Raw genomic sequence first — 22,608 nt, 5'->3', positions numbered from 1 at the left:
AACATAGTTCTCTTTGAGCATAAAAGACGTTTTACTTTCATAAATACACATAGCACTAACAAAGCTTAGCTATGTGTTAGAAACTAGTTTCTTTTAGTATCCTTTATTAAGTCTAAAAAACCTATGTTTCTATGTGTTTAAAAAAAAATTACATTTTATCAAAATAACGCGTCAGTTCATAAGCATTATCATTAATCAATTTCATTTCTTTTAACAATGGCTGATAGGGTTCGAAATTGCCATTCACAATTCCTTTGTTTGAATCTCGATTTGAGTAATCTGTGCTTAAATCCTGTGGATCGTTGTCCATATATTTGAACCAATGCCAGCCTACAGAATTTTTATTTTTCAGTAACTCTAAAGTGAAATTCTGATAAAAAAGTCCTCTTTCTTTTTGTGTTCTAACCAGCCATCCTGCACCTGTATTATTTGGCAATCCAGAGTCTTCTCCTTTAGTGTACCATTCCGTAATTAAAAATGGTTTCCCTGACCATTCGCCCCAATTATTCATCAACTCCTGACTCGGTTCCCATTTTCTGTAATGATTGATCGAAATGATATCCATATATTTTCCAGCTACTTTAAAAATTTCTGGATTGGTCAATTCCTGTTCTTTATCCTGATTGAAACGACATCCTAAATACATATGGTTTGGGTCTGCTTTTCGAAGCGCATCAGTTACTTTTTTCATATACGTTTCAAAATAAAAAGCCGTAAATGCCATTCGGTCTTCCTGAGTGATATCAGATGCAGAAGCATTAAACCCTTTTCTTTTATCCAACCATTCTTTTGCAGCAATATAACCCTGCTCATCTTTGGCCAATAAAGTTAAATGTTTATCTAATGCGTCGTTATACCAAGGCAGTTCATTATCTGTAAAATAACCCATCAAATACTTATCATTTTTGTACTGAGAAATCTCTTTTACCGATTTTTCGATGTAGGCATCAAATTCTTTATCAAAAACCATAACCAAGTCAAAGCGGTAATTTTGCCAGCTAGCTTCTTTATATTTTCCTCCATATTTTTTAATATGATCAGCATGATACATTCCCATTGGCGAAATAATCACGGTATACACCAACGGATTTTCGGCATTTTTAACCAAATCAACATTTGACCACGCTCCTACTCCATTAAATCCGTTATCTCGAAGTAATTTTGATTCTTTGTTTACCCAATTTTCTTTGCTTCCGAACTTTTTATCAAATGCTTTCTGCTGATTTACTGAACGCCCCGCATTGAAAACGGCAACACCCTTAAAAATATACGGATATCCCTCTGGATCGACAATCCACCATCTGTTGTCTATTTTTTCTGTTCTAAAAAATCCTGTTGCTTCTTTCTGCCACATTTTAGAACCGCCGTAAATCGAACTTGGCAATTGCTTTTTTACTTTAAATCCAGGCAGTTTATCAATAGTTTTTGCATCATAAGCCACCCATTTTGGATCTAAAGCATTTTGTCTGGCTTCGACTTTTTGATAAGTGATTTTATTCTGAGAATTCAACGATATTAAACTTGTAAAACAGAATAATACGCAAATGGAATGTTTCTTTAAATTCATTTTTTAATTAGTTTTTTGAGAGGAAATAGGTGATCTATTTTTTAACACATAAGTCCCGATAGTTATCGGGGCTATGTGTTAAAAAAATTATTTCGATAAATAAATATGATCGAAATCGAAAGTATAGTTGTTTAAAGCTCTTACATCTTCTGGATCAACGCTTCTTAATACTAGAATATCTTTGATTTTGGTTAAATCTAGTGCAGGGTTTTGTTTTTTGTAATCGGCAATCGGGATTTTAACCATGTTCCAGCTTCCATCTCTTTTTAGTCCATACAAATTGCTTGTTGCATCAAATTCTACATAGCCTGTATTAGAAGCATCTTTCATTCTGAATCTGATTTTTCCAGTACTTGTAGTTCTTACTGCCATATTGATATAAGTGTAAGATGAAATATCGGTAACATTCACAAACTGTAAAATTGCCATTGCCCATTTCGCTTCTGTTGCAGGCGATGTCGCAGGAAGAGAGAAATTTCTATAAGCCCCTTCATATCCATCAGTTGCCACTTCTTTTATCACAAACTGATTGCTTGAAACCCAATTTAGAACGGGAGCGGTTTTAGTAAAATCAGGATTTTCAGAGTAGATTTTAAGTGCATCAGCTGGAATAACAATTGGCGGAGTTGGCGGTGCTTCGACCTCAACTGTAAATGTTTTCTTTTGAATGGTATTATCTACAAAAGTGATTTCTAAAGTAGTCGTAAAAGTTCCCGCTTTGGTATATTTTACTTCAACATTAGGCTCTATTGAAGCTCCTGGCGAACCACCTTGAAAAGTCCATTTTATGGCACGCACTTTTGTTGACGAATCGGTATAAGTTACTGTTTCTCCTCCTTTTATAGCGGTATTTGTTGAAGTCGCATTTAATTCTCCTTTTTTGTAAAGGTACACTTCCCGTACATCGTCTTCGCAGGAAAGCAAACCTACAAAAAGCATTAAAAGGAAATATTTTAATTTGGGTATGTGGGTTAGTTTTATTTTCATGATTTCGGTTTTTTGGTTATTATTATATAGAAAATAGAACAGAGATTATAGAGAAAAGACTTCTCATCAAATCTTATTTCTTCTCTTCCTTTCAATATTCTATTCTCTGTACTCTATTTTCTATTTTCTGCATTATTTCAATCCTTCTAAAAATCCTTGGTAAGCTGGTTTCTTATTATAGTCAGCATCCAGAAGCAGTGGATATTCTTTGTAATGCCAAAAGCTTGTCAGCCAAGTATATTTATCAGTAACTCCCCAAGTGGAAATAGCAAATTTTTGATTTTGAGGCAATTCTTCATACATAGTTGTGATATACTTATACGTTTCAGACTGTTTTTGAGCTTCGGCATCTGTAAAAACATATGAATCTGATTTGCTTGTATTTACTTTGATATCCAATTCTGAAATATGAATTAACAATCCTGTTGAAGCCATATCTGTAAAACCAGTTTTCATGGTTTGTCTGTTGGTATCTGTTGCATAGTGAAACTGATCTCCTAAACCATCAATTGGCACTCCGTTAGCTTTAAATCTGGTAACCATTTTTTTGATGGAAGCTCTTTTACCCGCGTCTAAAACCACGCTGTAATCATTATAAAATAATTTTGCATCTGGATCGGCTGCTTTTGCATATCGGAAACATCTTCCGTAAAATCCAATTGGATCTTTAAATAATGAATTGATAACAGTTTCATTTCGCATAGCACCGCCGTCAGCAAAAACTTCGTTGACAACATCCCAGCTTTTTACTCTTCCTTTGTAACGGCCGACAACATCTGTGATGTAAATTTTTACTTTTGACTCGAATGCAATTGAATCGTATTTGGCATTTTTAAACCACTCTGGAAATGAATCGTACCAAACTAAAGTATGTCCATGAACTTCTAGATTATTGTCTTTGGCAAAACCTACCAAATAATCGGCTGCCGTAAAATTATATGCTGTTGAAGAAGTCCAAATACTTGCCATTTTCATTTCGAATTCGGCTGTAATCTGGCTGTAATGTTTTAAAACGGCATTTTTAAAATTAGCTTCATTTTGCAAATCTTTCATTTTGACTGCGGCGCCAATTTTAAACTTTGCTTTTTCTTTTAAGGTCTGCGTAATCGGATTTGGATTTCCCGAATCGCCCTCATCTGCATTTATAAAAACTACTTTTTCGTCATTGCTGCAGGATGCAAACAACAAAACGGTAAGTATACCAAGAATATATTTTTTACTGATCATTGTGAGTCTGTTTTAAATCCGGAAGTCAGATCAGGATATTCTAACTTCCGGATGGGTTATTACTAACTTTTAACCTTAACTTTTTGGGTGTGATTTTTTAAACACATAGAAACATAGATTTGTTTTGTACATAAAAGCGTTTCACTTATTTAAAATTCACATGGTAATCTATTTTTCTATGCGTTGAAATCAATTAATTATATCCAACATTAAATCCTTCTGGTTTTCCCATCAAATCAATCTGGCTCTGTGGAATTGGCATGTTTACCATTGCTGGAGTCATTTTTAGCGGTACTTCTCCAGAAATAGTTCCGGAAGGACTTGAACGGAAATATAGATTTTGTCTTTCTACCAAAAGCCCAAGCCTTTTCAGCAAAAACCATCTGTTGTTTTCGAAAGCTAGTTCTCTGGCTGATTCATCTAAATAGTTGTTTAATGTCCAAGCTGTCAAATCGTAAGTGGTTACGGTACTTTCAGGATTTCCAGTATAACCTCTTCGTCTTACTTTGTTTAAGTATGCCAGCGCTTTGGTATCATTCCCTAAATTATGATGAGCCTCAGAAGCCAATAAATAAGTTTCAGCCAGTCTGTAATACATATAATCTTTGTAGCTGTTTGAAGTCATTGGCAGTTTTTCTGAATCGTGGTATTTTTTCAAACTCCAATGCCAAGCTCTGTAATTTCCATTTGGAGCTGCAATGGCTGGATTGGTAATGGGCTGTCCGAATTTTGGATTACTTGGCACATTGATTTTATAATCCTGATAATTATCTGAATAATAATAGGTTTTAAATCTCAAGTCGTTTGCCTGGTCGTATAATGATTTCAAGTAATTATTTGGATAAAACCAACCTAAAGCCTGACCTCCATAAGCTACATCTTGAACCAATTCGCTTGCATTCAATTCATAAGTTCTATGTGTAAAAACACTGCTCAACCAAGAACCGCCACCACCTGCTAAATTATCATCAGGCCCTAATAAAAAGTCTTTTTGATAGGTAAAAAGTGATTCTTTATGATTTCCGTTTTGTCCCCAAACATCAGCAAGAGCAACTAATCCGTGAGTTCCATCATTAATAATGGCATCAAATTGCGCTGCAGCTTCTGCCCAGTCTTGCTGCCATAAAGCGCTTTTCCCGCGAATATGTCTTGCAACACCTTGTCCGTAACGTCCTGGATCTACTTTAAAAGGAAGATTGGCGATTGCATAATCCAAATCTGCATCAATTAATCTATAAACATCTGCATCGCTGGCTACTTTATATTCGACTGGATCGTTGATGTTTTGTGGTGTTGTTGGAATCGTGTCAATTAAGATTCCACCGTACATTTGTTTCAAATCCAAATACAATTCGCCTCTAATGACTCTTGCCTGTGCTACCAATCTTCTTTTAGCAGCATCGTCCATTTTCACTGATCTTGCTGAAGTAATAATAGCCGAACACCTATCAATGATTCTATATCCCTGAATCCATTTTGAACCTGTAAACGATTGTGGATTGTGCCCTGTTCCGTAAGGTGTGTTCCAAGTTCTATGCAAACCTAAATCGGTTGCTACCATAAAGAATACATTGGCCCATAAATCGCTGTTGTCACCAGATGGCAGATTGTAATAACGCATCTGGTTGTAAAGTGCATTAACTCCAACTTCTAAACCAGCTGGAGAATTGTAGATATAATCTACAGAAACCTGATCTTTTACGTTTTCTTCCAGAAACTCTTCGCATGAGGTAAGTCCTAAAGAAAGTCCGAAAATCAAAACAAATAGAAAATTTATATTTTTCATGATCTTGTTATTTTTTATTTATTGAATGTCTTAAACCTTAGAAACCTACCTGTAATCCGATAACACAAGTCACAGGTTCTGGATAATCGTATATTTCTTTTTCAGGGCTGTAAGACTGGTAATCTGTAATAGTAACCAAATTGCTGCCTGTTACATAAAGCCTCATATTGCTTAATCCTAATGGTTTTAGCGTGCTCTCTGGGAATTTAAATCCAAAAGAAATGTTTTGTAAACGAATGTATGAGGCATCCTGCAATCCTAAAGTATTGATATACGGCGGATCATTTCCGTCCCTTGGCCTCGGCCAGTTTCCTCCTGGGTTTTCTGGCGTCCAATAATCTTGTTTGATACCGTTTTTAACTCCTCTTAGAGAACCTCCACGCACATAATCGTATAAAAATGGATTATCTCTTGTAATACCCTGAACCGTATAAATATCTGCTGAGAAATCAAATTGTTTGTATTCTAAAGCCACAGAAAAAGTTCCGAACCAATCTGGCATTTTAGATGTAATTACCCTGTCTTGATCTGGATTCGGATTGGCTCCGTTTGACGGATCTGCGTCCCATAATTTGATATCTCCCGGATATAAAGTAGTTCCAGTTACCAGCGGAATATTTTCTCCTTCCTGATAAATTCCAACTGCTTTGTAGCGATAGTAAACATCTATTGGTTTTCCAATAAACCATAAGTTTCCAACAGCGTCGTCTTCTCTTCCGTCTCCGTCTGCATCTTTTCCGTAGATGCTTACAATGCTGTTTTTATTTTTAGTAAAAGTGGCTCCAAGATTCAATCTAAAATCTTTTGTTTTGAATACATCTCCATTTAAAGTCACTTCCAAACCCTTGTTGTTTACTTTTCCAATGTTAGAAAGTTTGGTCGTATAACCTGTATTCGCGTTAAGCGTTTCATAAATCAATAAATCCGAAGTATCTGTATTATACACCTCAACCGTTCCTGTTAATCTGTTTTTAAATAAACCAAAATCAGCTGCCAAGTTTAATTGTGTAGAAGTTTCCCATCTTAAATCTGGATTTGATAATTGCGAACCTGGGACATAACCCGAAACTTTTACACCATTGATAATGTAATCTCTCTGTGTCGCTGTTGCCATACTTTGATATGGGTTCTGAGGCTGATTACCCACTTTACCATAACTTGCTCTCAATTTTAAATTGCTGATTACAGGAACGTGTTCTTTCATAAATTCTTCATTCGAAACATTCCATGCCGCATTGACGGCCGGAAAGAATCCCCATTTATTATTGGCTCCAAATACTGAAGATCCATCAGCTCTTCCTGAAACTGTAAAATAGTATTTGCTGTCAAAATCATACTCTAATTTTCCGGCAAAAGAAATCAACGATCTTTCATTTCCTCCAATTTCAGGCGTATTTAAGAACGCACTTTCTAAACCATAAATCCCAAGAATATCACTCGGAATTCTGCTCGCAGAGTTTCTAAAATCATTGTATTCTGATGAGGTAAGTTCATAAACTCCCGTTACGTTAAAATGATTTTTTTCGGCTACATTTAAATTATAATGTAAAATATTACTCAATTGATACTCTACATTATCCTGAAAACGAATATAACCGCTTCCTTGCCCTGAGTTTGCAATTCCTGAAAGTGATTTTGAAGTATTGAAAGACATCGCTTTGTAATTCCACGATCTGCGGCTGGCATTCAATTTATAGGTAAAACCTTTTGCCAGATTAATATCCAAAAACACGTTCATGATGTCGTTACGGTTCAATTCATTAGTATTCGTTTCGTAAACATCAATCAGCGGATTTGGTGTTTCTTGAATTCCTCCCGGTAGGTAACGGAAAGAACCATCTGGATTATAAACTTGTCCTAACGGAGATGTATTAATTGCATTATTTAAAATATTGCCCACATTCGGACGGTTAGATTCAGAAAACTGAAGCGAAACATTCATTCCAACTTTCAGCCAATCTGTAATTCTTTGATCCACATTGACACGCATGGCAACTTTTTCGTAATCCGAATTTGGAACAACTCCAGAAGTATTAATATAGTTGATACTCGAAAAAATACTTGTTTTCTCTGTCCCTGACGAAATACTAACACTGTGGTTGTTTGTTACGCCAGTTCTTAAAACCAATTTTTCCCAATCGATATATTTCCCAGATTGAACAGATTCCAGTTCAAGCGGTGTGAAAACCTGATCGTCTGGACGATAAACCCCACCATTGCTTGTTCTGTAGGCTTCTCTTTTTAACTGCGCAAATTCTTCTCCGCTGTAAACATCAAAATTTCTGTTGATGGTTTGAATTCCAGAAAAACCATTGTACGAGATTTTTGCTTTTCCTGTTTTTCCTCTTTTAGTCGTAATTAAGATTACACCATTTGAAGCTCTTGCTCCGTAAATAGATTGTGCAGCAGCATCTTTTAAGATTTCCAAAGAAGCAATATCGTTGGCATTAATATCGTTAATGTTTCCGATTACGATTCCATCTGCAATAACGATCGGTTCGTTACTTCCGTTAATCGATTTTTTTCCTCTAATTTGGATTGAAGAAGAACTTCCCGGTCCGCCATCATTTAAACTTACTTGTACACCGGCTGCTTTTCCACGAAGCATTTCTCCAACATCAGAAGTTGCCACTTTAGTCATATCTCCCGGTTTTACTGAAGCCACAGAACTGATTACGTCACTTTTCTTTTTGGTGCCATAACCTACAACAATGATTTCGTCTAAAGCTTGAGAACTTGGTTTTAAAACTACTTTTAGGTTTTTCTTGTTTTCGGTTTCCACCGAAACCTCATCCATTCCGATGAAAGAGAATACAAGTGTACTTTTTGGGGCAGTACTAATCGTAAAATTACCGTCGAAATCGGTTTGGGTTCCTTTTGTGCTTCCTTTTACATGGACGTTTACACCTGGAAGAGGCAGTCCAGCATTATCGACTACTTTTCCAGAAATCGGACTTTCCTGTGCATTAATTGTGGTCGAAAAAATACACATAAACAGTACTAAAACTAGTTTTAGATATTTTCCTTCACGGCAAAACATCTTGACACGTTTGTTTTGTTTCATAAAATAATTGTTTGGTTAGTTAGATAGAAATCAGTCATGATTTATGTTGCAAATGTGACTAATAAATGATGGTTTTAGGGGAGGAAAACATTCGCATTTGGGGGCGTGAATGTGTTTATTTGTGTTTTAAGGGCTTTAAAAAGCATTATTCGTAATATAAACCTTAAAAAATTGTGAGGTGGTTATTTTTTTTCGAATATTTAACCGCAAAGCTCGCAAGGAATAAAAGCGCAAAGTCCGCAAAGTTTAATATTCAACTTTGCGGACTTTGCTTAAACCTTCACTCCCGATAGCTATCGGGATTGCCGTTAAACTTTACTCTGAGCTCCTTTATATTCACTTGGCGATAAATTATAAAACTTCTTAAACTCTTTGCTAAAGTGTTTTCGATCATTAAAACCAACCATATAAGCAACTTCAGAAACTGAATAACTGGTATTGGCCAATAAACTCGCTGCTTTCTTTAAACGCATATTTTTAATGAGACCAGCCACTGACTGATTTGTGAGCGACTGTACTTTTTTATACAATACCGTTCGGCTCATTCCTATTTCGTTTACCAGATCATTTACATCAAAATCGGTATTGTCAAGATTGGCTTCGATAATCTGAATCAGTTTTTTGAGGAACTGTCCTTCAGGAGTATTTAGATTTTCCTGTTCTGTATCTCCAGTAAATCCATCGCCATATTTCTGACGCATAATTTCTTTTGCAGATAATAAATTGGCAATCGTAAGTTTTAATTCTTCTATACTGAAAGGTTTCGAAATATAAGCATCAGCACCAGTCGAAAGCCCTTCGATTCTATTTAAAGTCGAAGATTTTGCCGTCAATAAAATAACCGGAATATGATTGGTATTTTGACTTGTTTTTAAAATCGTACACAATTCAAAACCATCCATTTCTGGCATCATCACATCGCTTACAATTAAATCTGGAATTTCCTTTTCCATGTATTCCAGCGCCTGGATTCCATTTGTAAATTTCAGCACTTTATAATCGGCATATAAAATGTCATACACAAAAGAGAGTACTTCTTCATTGTCTTCAATTACCAGAACGGTCTTTTTAAAAGTGTTTTCCGCATCATCCAAATATTCTGGTTCATAAAGATCAATTTCAGTTTTAACATCCGAAATCGGATTTGCATTTTCTTCGATTTTAACTGAATTTTCAACAATCTGCGATTTTTTAAAATGCTCTTTTCCTTTCTTCAATTTTATTGTAAATATGGTATTGAAATTAGAATCGGCTTCTGTCTGCACCTTTATTTCGCCATGATGCAGCTCTACAATGCTTTTGCTTAAAGCCAAACCAATTCCGCTTCCTAAATTGGCGCTTCCGCGTTCGTCCAACTGGAAAAAATTCTTGAAGATTTTCTTCTTTCTGTTTTCTGGAATCCCAATTCCATTGTCTTTGACTTTAATTTCGATAAAATCTTCACCTTCCTTTTGTTCTACCGCAAGAGTGATACGGCCATTTTTACTGGTAAATTTAAAAGCATTCGAAAGCAGATTGTAGATTACTTTCTCCATTTGGTTTTTGTCGAAATAAATCAAAGCCGTATTGATATTCAGCACAAACTTATAATCGATTTTTTTCTCGACTGCAATTCCGCGGAATGACTCGTAAATATCAAAACAAAATGAAACAATATCCTGTTGTTCGCAATAGATTTTCATGCTTCCTTTTTCAGCTTTTCTAAAATCCATTAATTCATTGACTAATTTTAACAATCGATCAGAATTGCTTTTAATGGTTTTCAGTTTATGCTCAAGATTTGAACCTTTTTCGGCACCGCTCAGAAGTTCTTCAACTGGTCCGCTAATTAATGTCAATGGCGTTCTAATTTCGTGAGAAACATTGGTAAAGAAATCCAATTTCATTTTATACAATTCTTCCTGTCTTTCTTTTTCAACTTGTTCCAAATAATAAGCTTGTTTTAATAATTCTCGATTTCTTAAAAAACGGAACAATAAAACCGAAGCACCAGCCAATAGTGCGATATAAAACAAATAGGCCCACCAAGTTTTCCACCAAGGCGGTAACATGATAATTTTTAAAGTTTTAATTGTCGGATTCCACTCTCCTCCTCCATTAGACGTTTTAATTTTCAGCAGATAAGTTCCCGAATTCAAATTAGTCAAGTTAATATAATGCTGTGAGCCTATCACATGCCATTCGTCTTTATTAAATGAACTTTCCAATTTATAAGCATATTCATTTTTTTCTGGCGAAATAAAATTCATCGCACTAAACTCTAATCCGATGTATCCTTGATCGTGCTTTAAAGTGATTTCTGAAGTTTCGCTTATCCTTTTTTCCAAAAAAACCTCTTTATTTCCAGGTTTAATTTCTTCATTATTAACAATTAGCTTGGTTAAAACAATTGGTGATTTATCTTTTGTTTTAATTAATTTGGAAGGATTAAAAATGATTAAACCATTTGAACATCCAAAAACCAGTTCTTTTTCATTTAGTTTTATGCTGCAATTGTTTGAGAATTGCTTTACTTTCAAACCATCATTCGAAGAAAAAGAAGTGATTTCAAAATCTTTAATATTAGGAACAGGTTTTACATTTTTGGTTTTGATTTTATAAAGCAAATTATTGTCACTAATCCAGATATTTCCTTCGGCATCTTCAGAAATACTTTTGATGGTTTCATCTGTAAAACCCATCGAACGGTTGATTTCGAAGAAACGGCCTTTCTTTTCGTCAAAAATATTTACGCCTCCACTTTCTGCACCAATCCAAAATCGGTTTTTAGAATCGGTAAACATGACCGTAAGACTATTATTTGACAAACCGCTTTTAGGACCTGCTTTGAAAACTCGGGTAATTTGTTTTAACTTTTTATCGAAATAATTTAAACCATATTGTGTGGCAATCCAAAGTCCGTCCTTTCTATTTGCAATATCTGTAATGAAATTATCAGTGAGCGAATTGGCAGAACCATCGGCCATATAAATTTCGACCGTTCCATCAGGCATTACTTTTTTCAATCCGTTGCCATTTGTTCCCACCCAGAGATCTCCGTTATCCATCAATAAAGACGTAATCGGACGTTCTCTTTCTTTGGAATCCTTTCGCGAAAGCGATATAAACTGAAATGTTTTAGTGTTTTTATTGAATTTGAATAACCCGTTGAAAGTTCCACAAAACAAATTTTGTTCGTTTTGATTCGCTAAAACCGTTATCATGTTCACGCTTTTGTCAAAATCATGAGCTTCAATTTGATAAGAAGCATTTTTATTATTTCTAAAATCAAGATAATTTAAGCCTCCGCCATTGGTGCCAGCCCAAACAGATCCGTCATTTTCTTTTATAACAGCATTAACAAAGGCTGTATTCAGTCCGAAATTTGGTTTTATGACTTCTCTAATATTTGTGAAATTGGTATTCGTTTTCTGGAAAAAATTAACTCCTCCTCCATTCGTACCTATCCAAATATCATTATGACGATCTTTTAGAAAACATTTGACATCATCATCAGAAAGACTGTAATTCTGTAACGGATTATGCCCATATTTTGTAAATTCATTTCTGTCTTTTTTGTAAACGCATAAACCATTTTTTGTGGCAAACCAGATCGTATTGTCATCAATAGAAACGATGTCATTTACCCAATTGGAAGACAAACTTTTTCTGTTATTTGCATTTAGAAGAAAATTGGTCACAGAATTTTTGCTGACCTCAAAACGAAAAACACCATTTGCTTCGGTAGCAAACCATAAATCGCCATTTTTTTCTTTAATAATTTTCCAGATTTTTGATTTTAGTAAAGCTTCATTTTCTGCTAAAACTTTTGGAAGCGTTTTTTTCGAACCGTTTTTAGGATCAAAACATTCCAAACCTTTGGATGTTCCAACTAAAACTCCGTAAGTTCGATCATAAAACAAAGACAAAACCCTACTTTTTCTGAATGGCGAATTATGATCGTTTGAGATTTCTTCCAACAGATATTTCTGTCTGTTCAGGCGTTTGATTCCGCCAAAAGTTCCGATCCAAATTCGGTTTTGATCGTCTTGAATTATGGATGAAATATAGTTTCTTCCGCCTTTTATTTTCTGAACGTCAACGCGCAAAAAGCTTTTTTCATTTTTATTAAAAAGATTCAATCCGTTATTGGTTCCAATCCAAAGCTGTCTTTCGTTATCTTCCAGAATTACATTTATATGATTGTTGCTGATGCTGTTCAGAATATCTTTATTGTAAACATATCGCAGAAAATCATATCCGTCATAACTGATTAAACCATTCGCCGTTCCAATCCAGATAAAACCTTTTTTGGTCTGATGAATACTCGAAATCATACTCTGCGAAAAACTGTTATCGTAGTTAATATGATCAAAGTACAAATCGGAACTTTGAGCAAATGAACTGATAACAGTCGCAAAAAATAGAATAAGACTTAAAATGCAGTTTTTGATGTTTTTCATAAACAAAATAGAATAAACGCCCGAGTAATTTAATTTCAATAAACCTATGAAAAAAATCAATCGAATGCACTGCAAAATACCGCTATTGCGAAAAATAAAGGAGGGAGTTTTTTCTTTTTAAGGGGTGTAGATGTACTTTTATGAAGATGAATCGGTTGAGTTAAATTTGAAGTGCTTTTTCTTAGCAAACAAAATTCAACAAAGCATTAAATAAAACAAAAGTAATTTTTACTACAAATTATTAAAAACTTGCAACAATTGTAAAAAACACACATATCAACTCTTGCAAAATAAATTTTAATCATTATTTTAGCTGAAATTTAACAGGAAAAAAGTTGTTTATACATTATGCTAAATTTTATCTTCTCATCCCTCATTTTAAAATGAACATTTTGTTTTTTGCTCTCTTTTTTATCAATTGTCTACTTAATACCTATTGTCTTTTTCTGATTTAAATTAATTCGTTTTTCATTTATATCAACACAAAACAAACTATCTCAATTACCGAAACTATGACCAAAGTTCTACTTTTTTTTATTGCCTTATTATCAGTCGAAAGCTTTTCTCAAAGCCAATTTGCCAATCCACAAAATTTGACAGAGGAACGAATAAAATCTCCTCAAGTCCATCTTTTAAAACAATTTGCAGATTATCCTGTTGACTTATCAAGAGGATTAGTTGATATTACCATTCCTATTTATGATATTCCTTTTGCAGATAAAAACTTACCACTAAAACTAATGTTTCATGCTTCAGGTTTGAGAGCTGACATTGCAGAAAATGGAATGCTTGGTTTAAAATGGGCTTTAAATGCAAGTGGTTTTATAAGTCGTGAAGTTCGAGGTTATCCTGATGAGAGGAGACCTCATAAACAAGGTATTGATCAATTCTTTTCACCAGATTGGATGACTCTTTATGGTGGTGGAGCTGACAAAGGTTATTTTAATAATAATCCTATTTTTCAAAACAACGACCTGTATCATATAGGAATGCCTGGAATATATGGTAAATATGAGGATACGGAATATGATATTTTTACCTTTTCCTTACCCAATGGAGAAAGCGGAAAATTCATTTTAAAAGATATAAATGGAGTAAAGACGGCATCTTTCATGCCTTATAAACCTTACAAAATAAATAATATAACTATTGAAGGTGGCTTTAACAACCTTCTAACTTTTACCAATTTTGAAATAATTGACGATCAAGGTTATACGTATACTTTTGGTAAGAGCGACAGTGGTAAAAAGTTTTACGAATATACTCCTGGTTACGAACATGTTAATTCCTGGCATTTAACTTCTATAATTTCACCAAATAAAAAAGATATTATAAAATTTGATTATAGATATACGAATGTATACACAAAAAGTCCTCTTACTCCAGTTATAATCAATGACTACTTAGATGATTATGTAAATTATTATAATAGAGCAGGTTGCCCTGGTGCTTTTCGTGACTCTCCTCTCTTTTCTGCCACTAAAAGGGCACTTTTTGAATCAGGAGATTATTTTGTACGAAATTACAACGAACCTGCTTATCCCAATGACGAGAGTTATTATATTACTACAATTAGCTACAATGATATGATTATTGATTTTTCTTACAAAAAAAATAGCGGAGATGTTAACGAATTAATACTAAATAAAATTCAAATTTCTAAAGCCAATAAAGTTTTAAGACAAGCTGAATTTGATGTAAAACCACTTAATGGTGTAAGTTTTTTAAATTCAATCAAATTTAAAGGTAGCAGTGATGAAATAATAGAGAAATATGACTTAAATTATTATTCATTAGAAAAATTTCCTGGAGTAGATAAATTATGTAACAGCGCCGATTATTGGGGTTATTATAATTCACAAGTTGAAAATGTAATATTAAAAGATGTTGTCAGTATTTATTGGCGCTATCCAACTTGTATTGGTGGAATGCAAACAGTATATCAAAATGAAATTGGAAGTGGAAACAATAGATACAGCAATGAAGATGATATGAAAATTGGAATGATTCAATCTATTAAATATCCTAGCGGAGGTACAACTATTTTTGACTATGAAGGTAATAAATATCAAGATTTTTATGCAATTAGAAAATGTGGGGGCCTAAGAATCAAAACCATAATTGATAAAGACAAAAATGGTATAGAGCTTAAAAAAAGACAGTTTACTTATGGACAAAATGAGAATGGCATTGGTATAATTCCTACTTATCTCCAACCAGATCCTAATGTAAAAAATTATTTTGAAGAAAGTGCAACAATGTACTACATTAGAGATACTAACGTATATTGGGATGGAGAAACAGGAACGCCATTTTTCCCACTTGATCAAGGACAAGGATACTATAGGACTAGATATATAACTGGTTTTTTTCCTGGTTCTTTTTATACCTTTTTAAACAATCTTGTAAACTATGACATGGTCACAGAGTATATAGGAGAAAGTCATAAAAACAAAGGCAAAATTGAAAATTATTACGTCCATAATATTCCTTTACGTTATGACTACGATATGGATACTCGTTACTTAAGATATCAAAAATATAAACCTGTTATTGATCCTTCTACTTTTTGGCACGGTAATTATCTCACAAAAAAAATTGAATACAGAAATGATAACACCTCATACTTTAAAGTTAAACAAACAGACTATTCATACGACTATACAATAGTAGATGAAATTTACGATCTTTCTATATACAAGTACAAAACTTTTATCGCATATGACGTAAGAACAGGAGAACAATCTGGTGAAACTGCAATTGAAGAACTACAAAGATTTAAGGAAAATCCTGGGTCCTTTTTTGGGCATAAACTTCAAAAATATACTATAGGTGCTGAATATTTATCTTCTATTAAAGAAGAATCATTTTTTGATAACGGCACAAGCATTGTTCAGACTACAAATAATGAGTATGATGAAAACAAACCATCATTTATCAAACAGTCTTCATCTTTGAATTCGAAAGGAGAAAACCTTGTGCAAAAATTTCTGTATCCTTTTAATATCAATACAGGAATTTACAGCCAAATGGTAAATGCAAATGTTTTATCACCTTTAGTTGAAAAAACATCATTAAAAAACAATAAAGTAATCAACAGCTCGGTACTTACCTACAAAAAAAGCGATGAAAATTTTGTTCCTGATCAAAATTATATAACTGAATTAAATAGACCAATACCTCCTTCACAGTTTTCTGCTTTTAATGGAGTAACAAAGGATTCTCATTATGGTACAAATCCTGAAATCACCTATGATCTTTATGATGATAAAGGAAATCCAATGCAAATTACTCCGAAAGGAAAAGCATCTGTATGTTACATCTGGGGATATGATAATAAAAAATATCCTATTGCCAAAATTGAAAACGCAAGCTTATTAAGCGGTCATAACAATATCATAACAGCTACCCAGCAGACTCTTATCAACAATGCTGTTGCTGCTTCATTTGGAGAGATCAATGCTTCAACTGAAAGCAATTTAATTCAAAAATTAAAACTTTTGAGAGCTGGTTTCCCAGATGCCATGGTCACGACCTACACCTACGATCCTTTTATCGGAGTTACAAGCATCACTGATCCCAAAGAATTTACGACATATTATGAGTATGATGCTTATGGAAGATTAAAACAGGTAAAGGATAATGATAAAAAAATCCTTTCTGCCAATAAATACCACTTCACCAACTAAAAATTATCACACAAATCCAGCATAATGTTGTTGACATGTCATGTCAGCAACTGCTTAATGCTATTGTAAAATTTAAACTTTTAATATGATACATAATAAAATAAAAAATACATTTGTTTTTGTGGTTTTGGTGATGATAATGATCCTTAACCCATCTCAAATTCAGGCACAGGTAACGGGTCAGTTGTATTTGGATGGCCCAACAACAGTTCATTACGGAGATGTTGTATCTTATTCCCTAAAAGATGCTATGGACAATAATGCTCCTTCAGCTTCATTGTATAATAATTTCAATTGGATGATTGTAAATAATGGTACAGTGCTAACTTATATAAATGAAAATTACCAAGCCGATGCAGAAGTTTATTGGGACGGTTCACCAAGTCAGGAAAAAGTATATGTTTTATACCAAAGGCAAGGAGAAAACTATCAATATTATGCTGAACTCAATGTTACAGTTCTTCCAACACCGGCAACACCTGATGCTCCAGTAATAATAAGTTCGGGCTGTAATCAGGTTGTGCTGCAAAGAAACGACCCTCCTGGAAATATAAGAACCGGCGGACAGGATATTACTTGGTATTGGCAAACTAGCCCAACGGGAACCAGTATGGCTAATTCTTCTTCTACCATAACTGTTACATCGGGTACTGAATATTATTTAAGAGCCAGACGTAACAATGGATATTGGAGTGATGAATCTAGCAGTGTCTCCTATTTTATTGGTGTTCCCGCTCCGGTAATACAAAGTGTTACGCAGCCAACTGTTACAACACCAACTGGAAGTGTAACTTTGACAGATCTTCCAGATTCTGGTACCTGGGTGATTAATCCTGGGAATATTTCTGGAACAGGATGGTCAACAACCATAATGGGATTAAATCCTGCTACTACCTACAATTTTACAGTTACAAATGCCTCTGGCTGTACCTCCAATGCTTCGGCAAATGTAGTTATCAATGCACAATCCTCAACACTAGATGCTCCTGTGCTGTCTGATATTATACAGCCAGATTGTAATACTAGTAAGGGACAATTCACCATAACCAACTATAATTCGTCTTATACTTATACCGTAACGCCATCGACAGATGTAAGTATATTAGGATCAAAAGTTTTAGCACCACAAGGTAACTATACCATAAAAGCCACTTCTGAATCTAACATTTCATCTCCTTTAACCTCTTTTACTATTAATGCGCAACCTGTTACTCCTACAGCACCCATTGTCGGTACTATAACACATCCTACTTTAAGTACTCCAACAGGAAATGTTACATTAACAGGTCTTCCAGGGGGTAGTTGGCGAATAAATCCTGGAGATCTTTATGGTTCCGGTCCTGTTGCCTACGTAACAGGTCTTAAAGCCGGTATTGTACATAATTTTACTGTAACAAATTACTCAGGATGTATTTCCCCAGCCTCTGCCGATGTTTTTATTAATTTACAGCCTTTTAATTGTGATGGCATAAGTACTGAAGAGAGTTATGTTCATACCACTACTCCTATAATAGAAAGCACAGATATTGATGCGCTTACCAACAGTCAAAAACTGGAATCTATAACCTATTATGATGGTATCGGAAGACCCAAACAAAAAATTGAAGTAAGAGCGGGTGCTGTTAATAATTATGACATTATAACACACGTGGGGTATGATGATTATGGCAGACAAGACAAAGAATACCTACCTTATACAGACGGAAACAACTGTGGTGCCTTTAGAACGGCAGATATTGATCTTGCTACTAAAACCTATTACGCCAATCACTATCCAGCAGACATCAATGCGACCGCCTCAAATCCTTACTCTCAAAAAGATTTAGAGCCTTCGCCACTTAACCGAGTTCTAAAGCAGTCGGCACCAGGCTATGACTGGCGCTTAGGCGGAGGTAATGAAATAAAAATGGATTATAAAACAAATGCTACTGACGAAGTACAGCTTTTTACAGTAGATTTTGTTCTTGAATATGGTATATATGTACCCAAATTAAAGAATTCAGGATATTACACCGAAAAAATGCTTTACAAAAATGTTGTTTTTGATGAAAATTCTAAATTAAACACTGTAACCAATTCTCTGGAAGAAACAGATGGTGCTACAGTGGAGTTCAAAACCAAAGACGGACAGGTTGTGCTAAAAAGAACCTACGGAATGGTAGGTGACGAAACAAGTAACAAAAAACACGATACCTATTATGTTTATGATGATTTTGGAAACCTCAGCTTTGTGCTTCCTCCCAAAGCCTTAGATCTTCTTGGTTCAACCAATATTAGAACTAGTATTGATACTGCTGCAGTGATTAATCCAGGCAGTGCCCCGCTTCATTTAAAAGCATCCAATTCTATTCGATTAACAGATGGATTTCATGCCAAAGCTGGTAGTACCTTTTCTGCAGTTATTGATAATGGCAATCAAAGTGTTTTAGATAATTTATGTTATCAATACCACTATGACCCAAGAAACAGATTAATTGAAAAGAAACTGCCAGGAAAAGACTGGGAATATATTGTTTACAACAAACAAGACAAACCTATTTTAACGCAAGATGCTAATTTAAGAGCCCAAAACAAATGGCTGTTTACCAAATATGACATTTTTGGCAGAGTTGTTTATACAGGCGAATATATAAATGCGGTAAAAACAACCCGTGCTTTAATGCAGTCTTTTGCGGATCAAAACAATACTTTTTTTGAGCAAAAACAAACACTCAATACTATTAATGGTACAAGTGTTTACTATAGTAATAATGCCTTCCCGAATGTAAATGATGCCACTATTAATTTATTTACAATAAGTTATTATGACGATTATAATTCCGACGCGTTACCGGCAGATATTTCTTCTATGGGTGCCCTCACTAATGCAAAAGGATTGCCAACAGGATCAAAAACCCGCATTTTAACTACAGACAGCTGGATTACAAACTGGACTTATTACAATGCTAAGAGCAAGCCTTTTTATACTTATACTAAAAATGAGTTTTTAAATACAGTCGCTACTGTACAAAGTGAATTTGACTTTCCAGGTAATATAACACAAACAACTTCAACACATGTTAGAAATAGTGTAACCACCATTATTGTTGACAAATTTGAATATGATAAAGCAGGCAGATTAACGAAACAAACACAAGCTATAAATGGTGCGACAGATCCGGAAATTATTGTGGATAATACTTACGATGAATTAGGTCAATTAGTAAGTAAAGGTGTTGGAAACAAAGCTTCACAAAACAGATTGCAAAACGTTAAATACAAGTACAATATTAGAGGATGGCTTAAAAACATTAATGACATCAATGCTATTGGAAGTGATTTGTTTGCTTTTCAAATTAACTATAATGATAGTACCGATCCGAATAAAAAACTATTTAACGGAAACATTAGCCAGACTTTTTGGAAAACAAAAAATGATGATACCAGCATTAAATACTATACCTATACTTACGATAAGCTGAACAGACTTAAAAATGCGGATGACAATTTAAATAAATTTAACGAAAGCCTTACTTATGACCTGAACGGTAATATTCTGAAATTAAAGAGAAATGGAGAATTGGTTGGTGGTGTACCAGATATTAATATTCCATCCCATTTTGGTGTAATGGATGATCTTACCTACAGCTACGACAATGGCAATAAACTCCAGATTGTTTCAGATTTAGGGAGTAAAACTCAAGGTTTTAAAGATGATTATACCGGTTTAGGAGATGATACATCTGTAGATTATACTTATGATGCCAATGGAAATATGAAAACCGATACCAATAAAGGAATCACAGCTGTTAGTTACAACCATTTGAATCTGCCAGACGAAGTAACAATTCAGGGGCAAAGCATCAAATATTATTATGATGCAACAGGATCAAAACAGCAAAAAATTGTAAATACCACCACAACCGATTATGCTGGTGGATTTATTTATGAAAACAACCAGTTACAATTTTTCTCACAGCCAGAAGGATATGTATCAAATAACTTAGGAACTTTTGATTATATTTACCAATACAAAGATCATTTAGACAACGTTCGTTTAAGCTATGATAAAAATCTGGTTGTTCAGGAAGAAAACAACTATTATCCATTTGGTTTAAAACATAAAGGATATAATTATGTCAATAATATAACTAAGGGGAATAGCACAGCACAAAAGTATAAGTACAATGGAAAGGAGCTTCAAGACGAGCTGGGGCTTAACTTTTATGATTATCATGCAAGAAATTATGACCCAGCAATTGGTCGCTGGATGAACATGGATCCGCATAGTGAAAGTTATTATTCATTATCTCCTTATAGTTCTTTTGTTAACAATCCGATTTCATATGTAGATCCAACAGGAGAAGATATTTTATTCTGGCAGATGAATGAAGAAACTGGAAAATATGAAAAAGTTGCGTTTAATAAACTTGATAAAGATGTTCAAAAGGGCATTGAAGCATTTGGAAAAACTAAAATGGGATATAGCTTTTTATCAAATTTCGCAAAAAAAGGGGATAAAATAGGTAGCTTAAGCTTTGATAAGGATGGGAAGTATTCCAAGCATAATATGTATTTCACGGAAGTTGAAGGTGAAACAGGGTATTATGGGAAAACAACTGATCCATCTTTTTCAGGAGGGCGAATCTCTTTTCAAATGAAATTAAATAAGGATACTTTTGGTGATTTAGCTAACGATGCGGAAACAGTAGGTCATGAGGTATTCCTGCATTTAAATCAATATTTAGAGAATTTAATAAATGCCTACAAAAGAGGTGGAAACGGTGACGCATTGTTGACTTATTTGGAATATGCTGATTCAAATCCTTCGGGTTATAAAGATCATCTCTCTATGAAAGATGATAAAGAAGGAAGAGCTAAAAAATTCTTTGAGTTTGTATCCCAATTAAAAACTGTTCTTAATCCTGTTCAAGTGCAAAAAATGGTAAACAAAGATATTAATGCGTCGTATGCTAAAGGTCAAGAAACTAATCCTAAAAAAAAGAAGTAAAATGAATAAAATAATATTGTGGTTTTATTTAATAATTATACCCATTTCTTTTTTCTCTTGTAGTAAAATAGAAAATCAAATAGTAGTAAAGAAAATATATTATAAAATTAGTTCTCAAAAAGATTCTGTAATTGGATTTTCGCTCAGGGAATATGAGTTTAAGAATGATTCGATTACAGAAAAATATGTATCGACTAATTTAGAAGGGAAAAAACTCATTGCTTTTAAACAAGTTTTTTATAAGAAAGGATCAGATCTTTTTATTTTTTCAAATGTGCAAGATGACAATGAAAAGTACTTATATTTTAGGAAGACAAAGAAAGATACATGCTTTTTTGTGGATAGAAAACTTGACAATTTTTTTATTTGTACAAAAGGGGTAATAAACTTTGAACAGTATAAAAATGTCTATAAATTATACTATGATGAAAAAGGATCCGAACCGAAAAAGGAGAGTTTATTACTTAACAAAGATTATACGATATTAGCTAGATTTGAAGACTCTTTTAATTATAGAAAAGAAATTATTACGAATGAAAATGAAGTCGACGCAGCTGTAAAATCGAGATTTGATTTGTTAACAAAAAAGATAGCATGGTGGTAAATATTTAGATTACTAATAAAAGTCATTTAAAATAATCAAGGGAGTATTTTGCACCCTTGATTATTTTATATTCCTTTGTAAAGCCTCTTTTTCTTTTTTTGTTTAAATTGTTTTGAAACATAGTCATTTACTTTCTCTCCACGTAGTAGAATGTCTGCCAGATTTTCCTTCACACACTCTTTTGATTCGAAATTTTGAAAGTTTTCTGAAGCAGTTGAAATGGACTTTTGATATTTCCTTTCAAGTGCAAGA

General features: G+C 33.9%; 9 protein-coding genes. 3 read left to right on the top strand and 6 right to left on the bottom strand.

Annotated features, from left to right (window positions below; translation table 11 throughout):
- Nucleotides 1-148 precede the first annotated feature (148 nt).
- The 6 genes from BLP44_RS17285 to BLP44_RS17260 form a co-directional block, all read right to left on the bottom strand.
- Nucleotides 149-1,567 carry a hypothetical protein gene (locus tag BLP44_RS17285; protein ID WP_091134749.1) on the bottom strand — a complete coding sequence of 473 codons (1,419 nt, stop codon included), beginning with the start codon at nt 1,565-1,567 and terminating at the stop codon, nt 149-151.
- 87 nt (nt 1,568-1,654) lie between these two features.
- On the bottom strand, nt 1,655-2,554 hold the full coding sequence (locus tag BLP44_RS17280; RefSeq protein WP_091134748.1) for a PKD domain-containing protein: 900 nt from the start codon (nt 2,552-2,554) through the stop codon (nt 1,655-1,657).
- A 132-nt stretch (nt 2,555-2,686) separates the two neighbouring features.
- A complete protein-coding gene (locus BLP44_RS17275) occupies nt 2,687-3,781 on the bottom strand; it encodes an endo-1,4-beta-xylanase (protein WP_091134747.1) in 1,095 nt (364 codons plus the stop codon).
- Between the two features lie 193 nt (nt 3,782-3,974).
- Complete coding sequence (locus BLP44_RS17270; protein ID WP_008464727.1) at nt 3,975-5,567, bottom strand: RagB/SusD family nutrient uptake outer membrane protein; 1,593 nt, start codon at nt 5,565-5,567, stop codon at nt 3,975-3,977.
- Nucleotides 5,568-5,604: 37 nt separating this feature from the next.
- Complete coding sequence (locus tag BLP44_RS17265; protein ID WP_091134745.1) at nt 5,605-8,631, bottom strand: SusC/RagA family TonB-linked outer membrane protein; 3,027 nt, start codon at nt 8,629-8,631, stop codon at nt 5,605-5,607.
- Between the two features lie 308 nt (nt 8,632-8,939).
- Entirely contained in the window at nt 8,940-13,073 is a 4,134-nt protein-coding gene (locus BLP44_RS17260; protein WP_091134896.1) for a hybrid sensor histidine kinase/response regulator transcription factor, read from the bottom strand.
- 512 nt (nt 13,074-13,585) lie between these two features.
- Here BLP44_RS17260 and BLP44_RS17255 point away from each other — a divergent pair.
- The 3 genes from BLP44_RS17255 to BLP44_RS17245 all read left to right on the top strand — a co-directional run bounded on the left by BLP44_RS17255 (nt 13,586) and on the right by BLP44_RS17245 (nt 22,356).
- Nucleotides 13,586-16,762 (top strand): hypothetical protein, encoded by a 3,177-nt coding sequence (locus tag BLP44_RS17255; RefSeq protein WP_091134739.1) that lies wholly within the window; start codon nt 13,586-13,588, stop codon nt 16,760-16,762.
- 85 nt (nt 16,763-16,847) lie between these two features.
- Nucleotides 16,848-21,752 (top strand): DUF6443 domain-containing protein, encoded by a 4,905-nt coding sequence (locus BLP44_RS17250; protein WP_091134738.1) that lies wholly within the window; start codon nt 16,848-16,850, stop codon nt 21,750-21,752.
- 1 nt (nt 21,753) lies between these two features.
- Nucleotides 21,754-22,356 carry a hypothetical protein gene (locus tag BLP44_RS17245; protein ID WP_139159216.1) on the top strand — a complete coding sequence of 201 codons (603 nt, stop codon included), beginning with the start codon at nt 21,754-21,756 and terminating at the stop codon, nt 22,354-22,356.
- Nucleotides 22,357-22,608: the final 252 nt, after the last annotated feature.

Source organism: Flavobacterium anhuiense, assembly GCF_900101855.1.
Classification (GTDB): Bacteria; Bacteroidota; Bacteroidia; order Flavobacteriales; family Flavobacteriaceae; genus Flavobacterium; species Flavobacterium anhuiense.
This window is presented reverse-complemented; position numbering and strand designations above follow the sequence as displayed.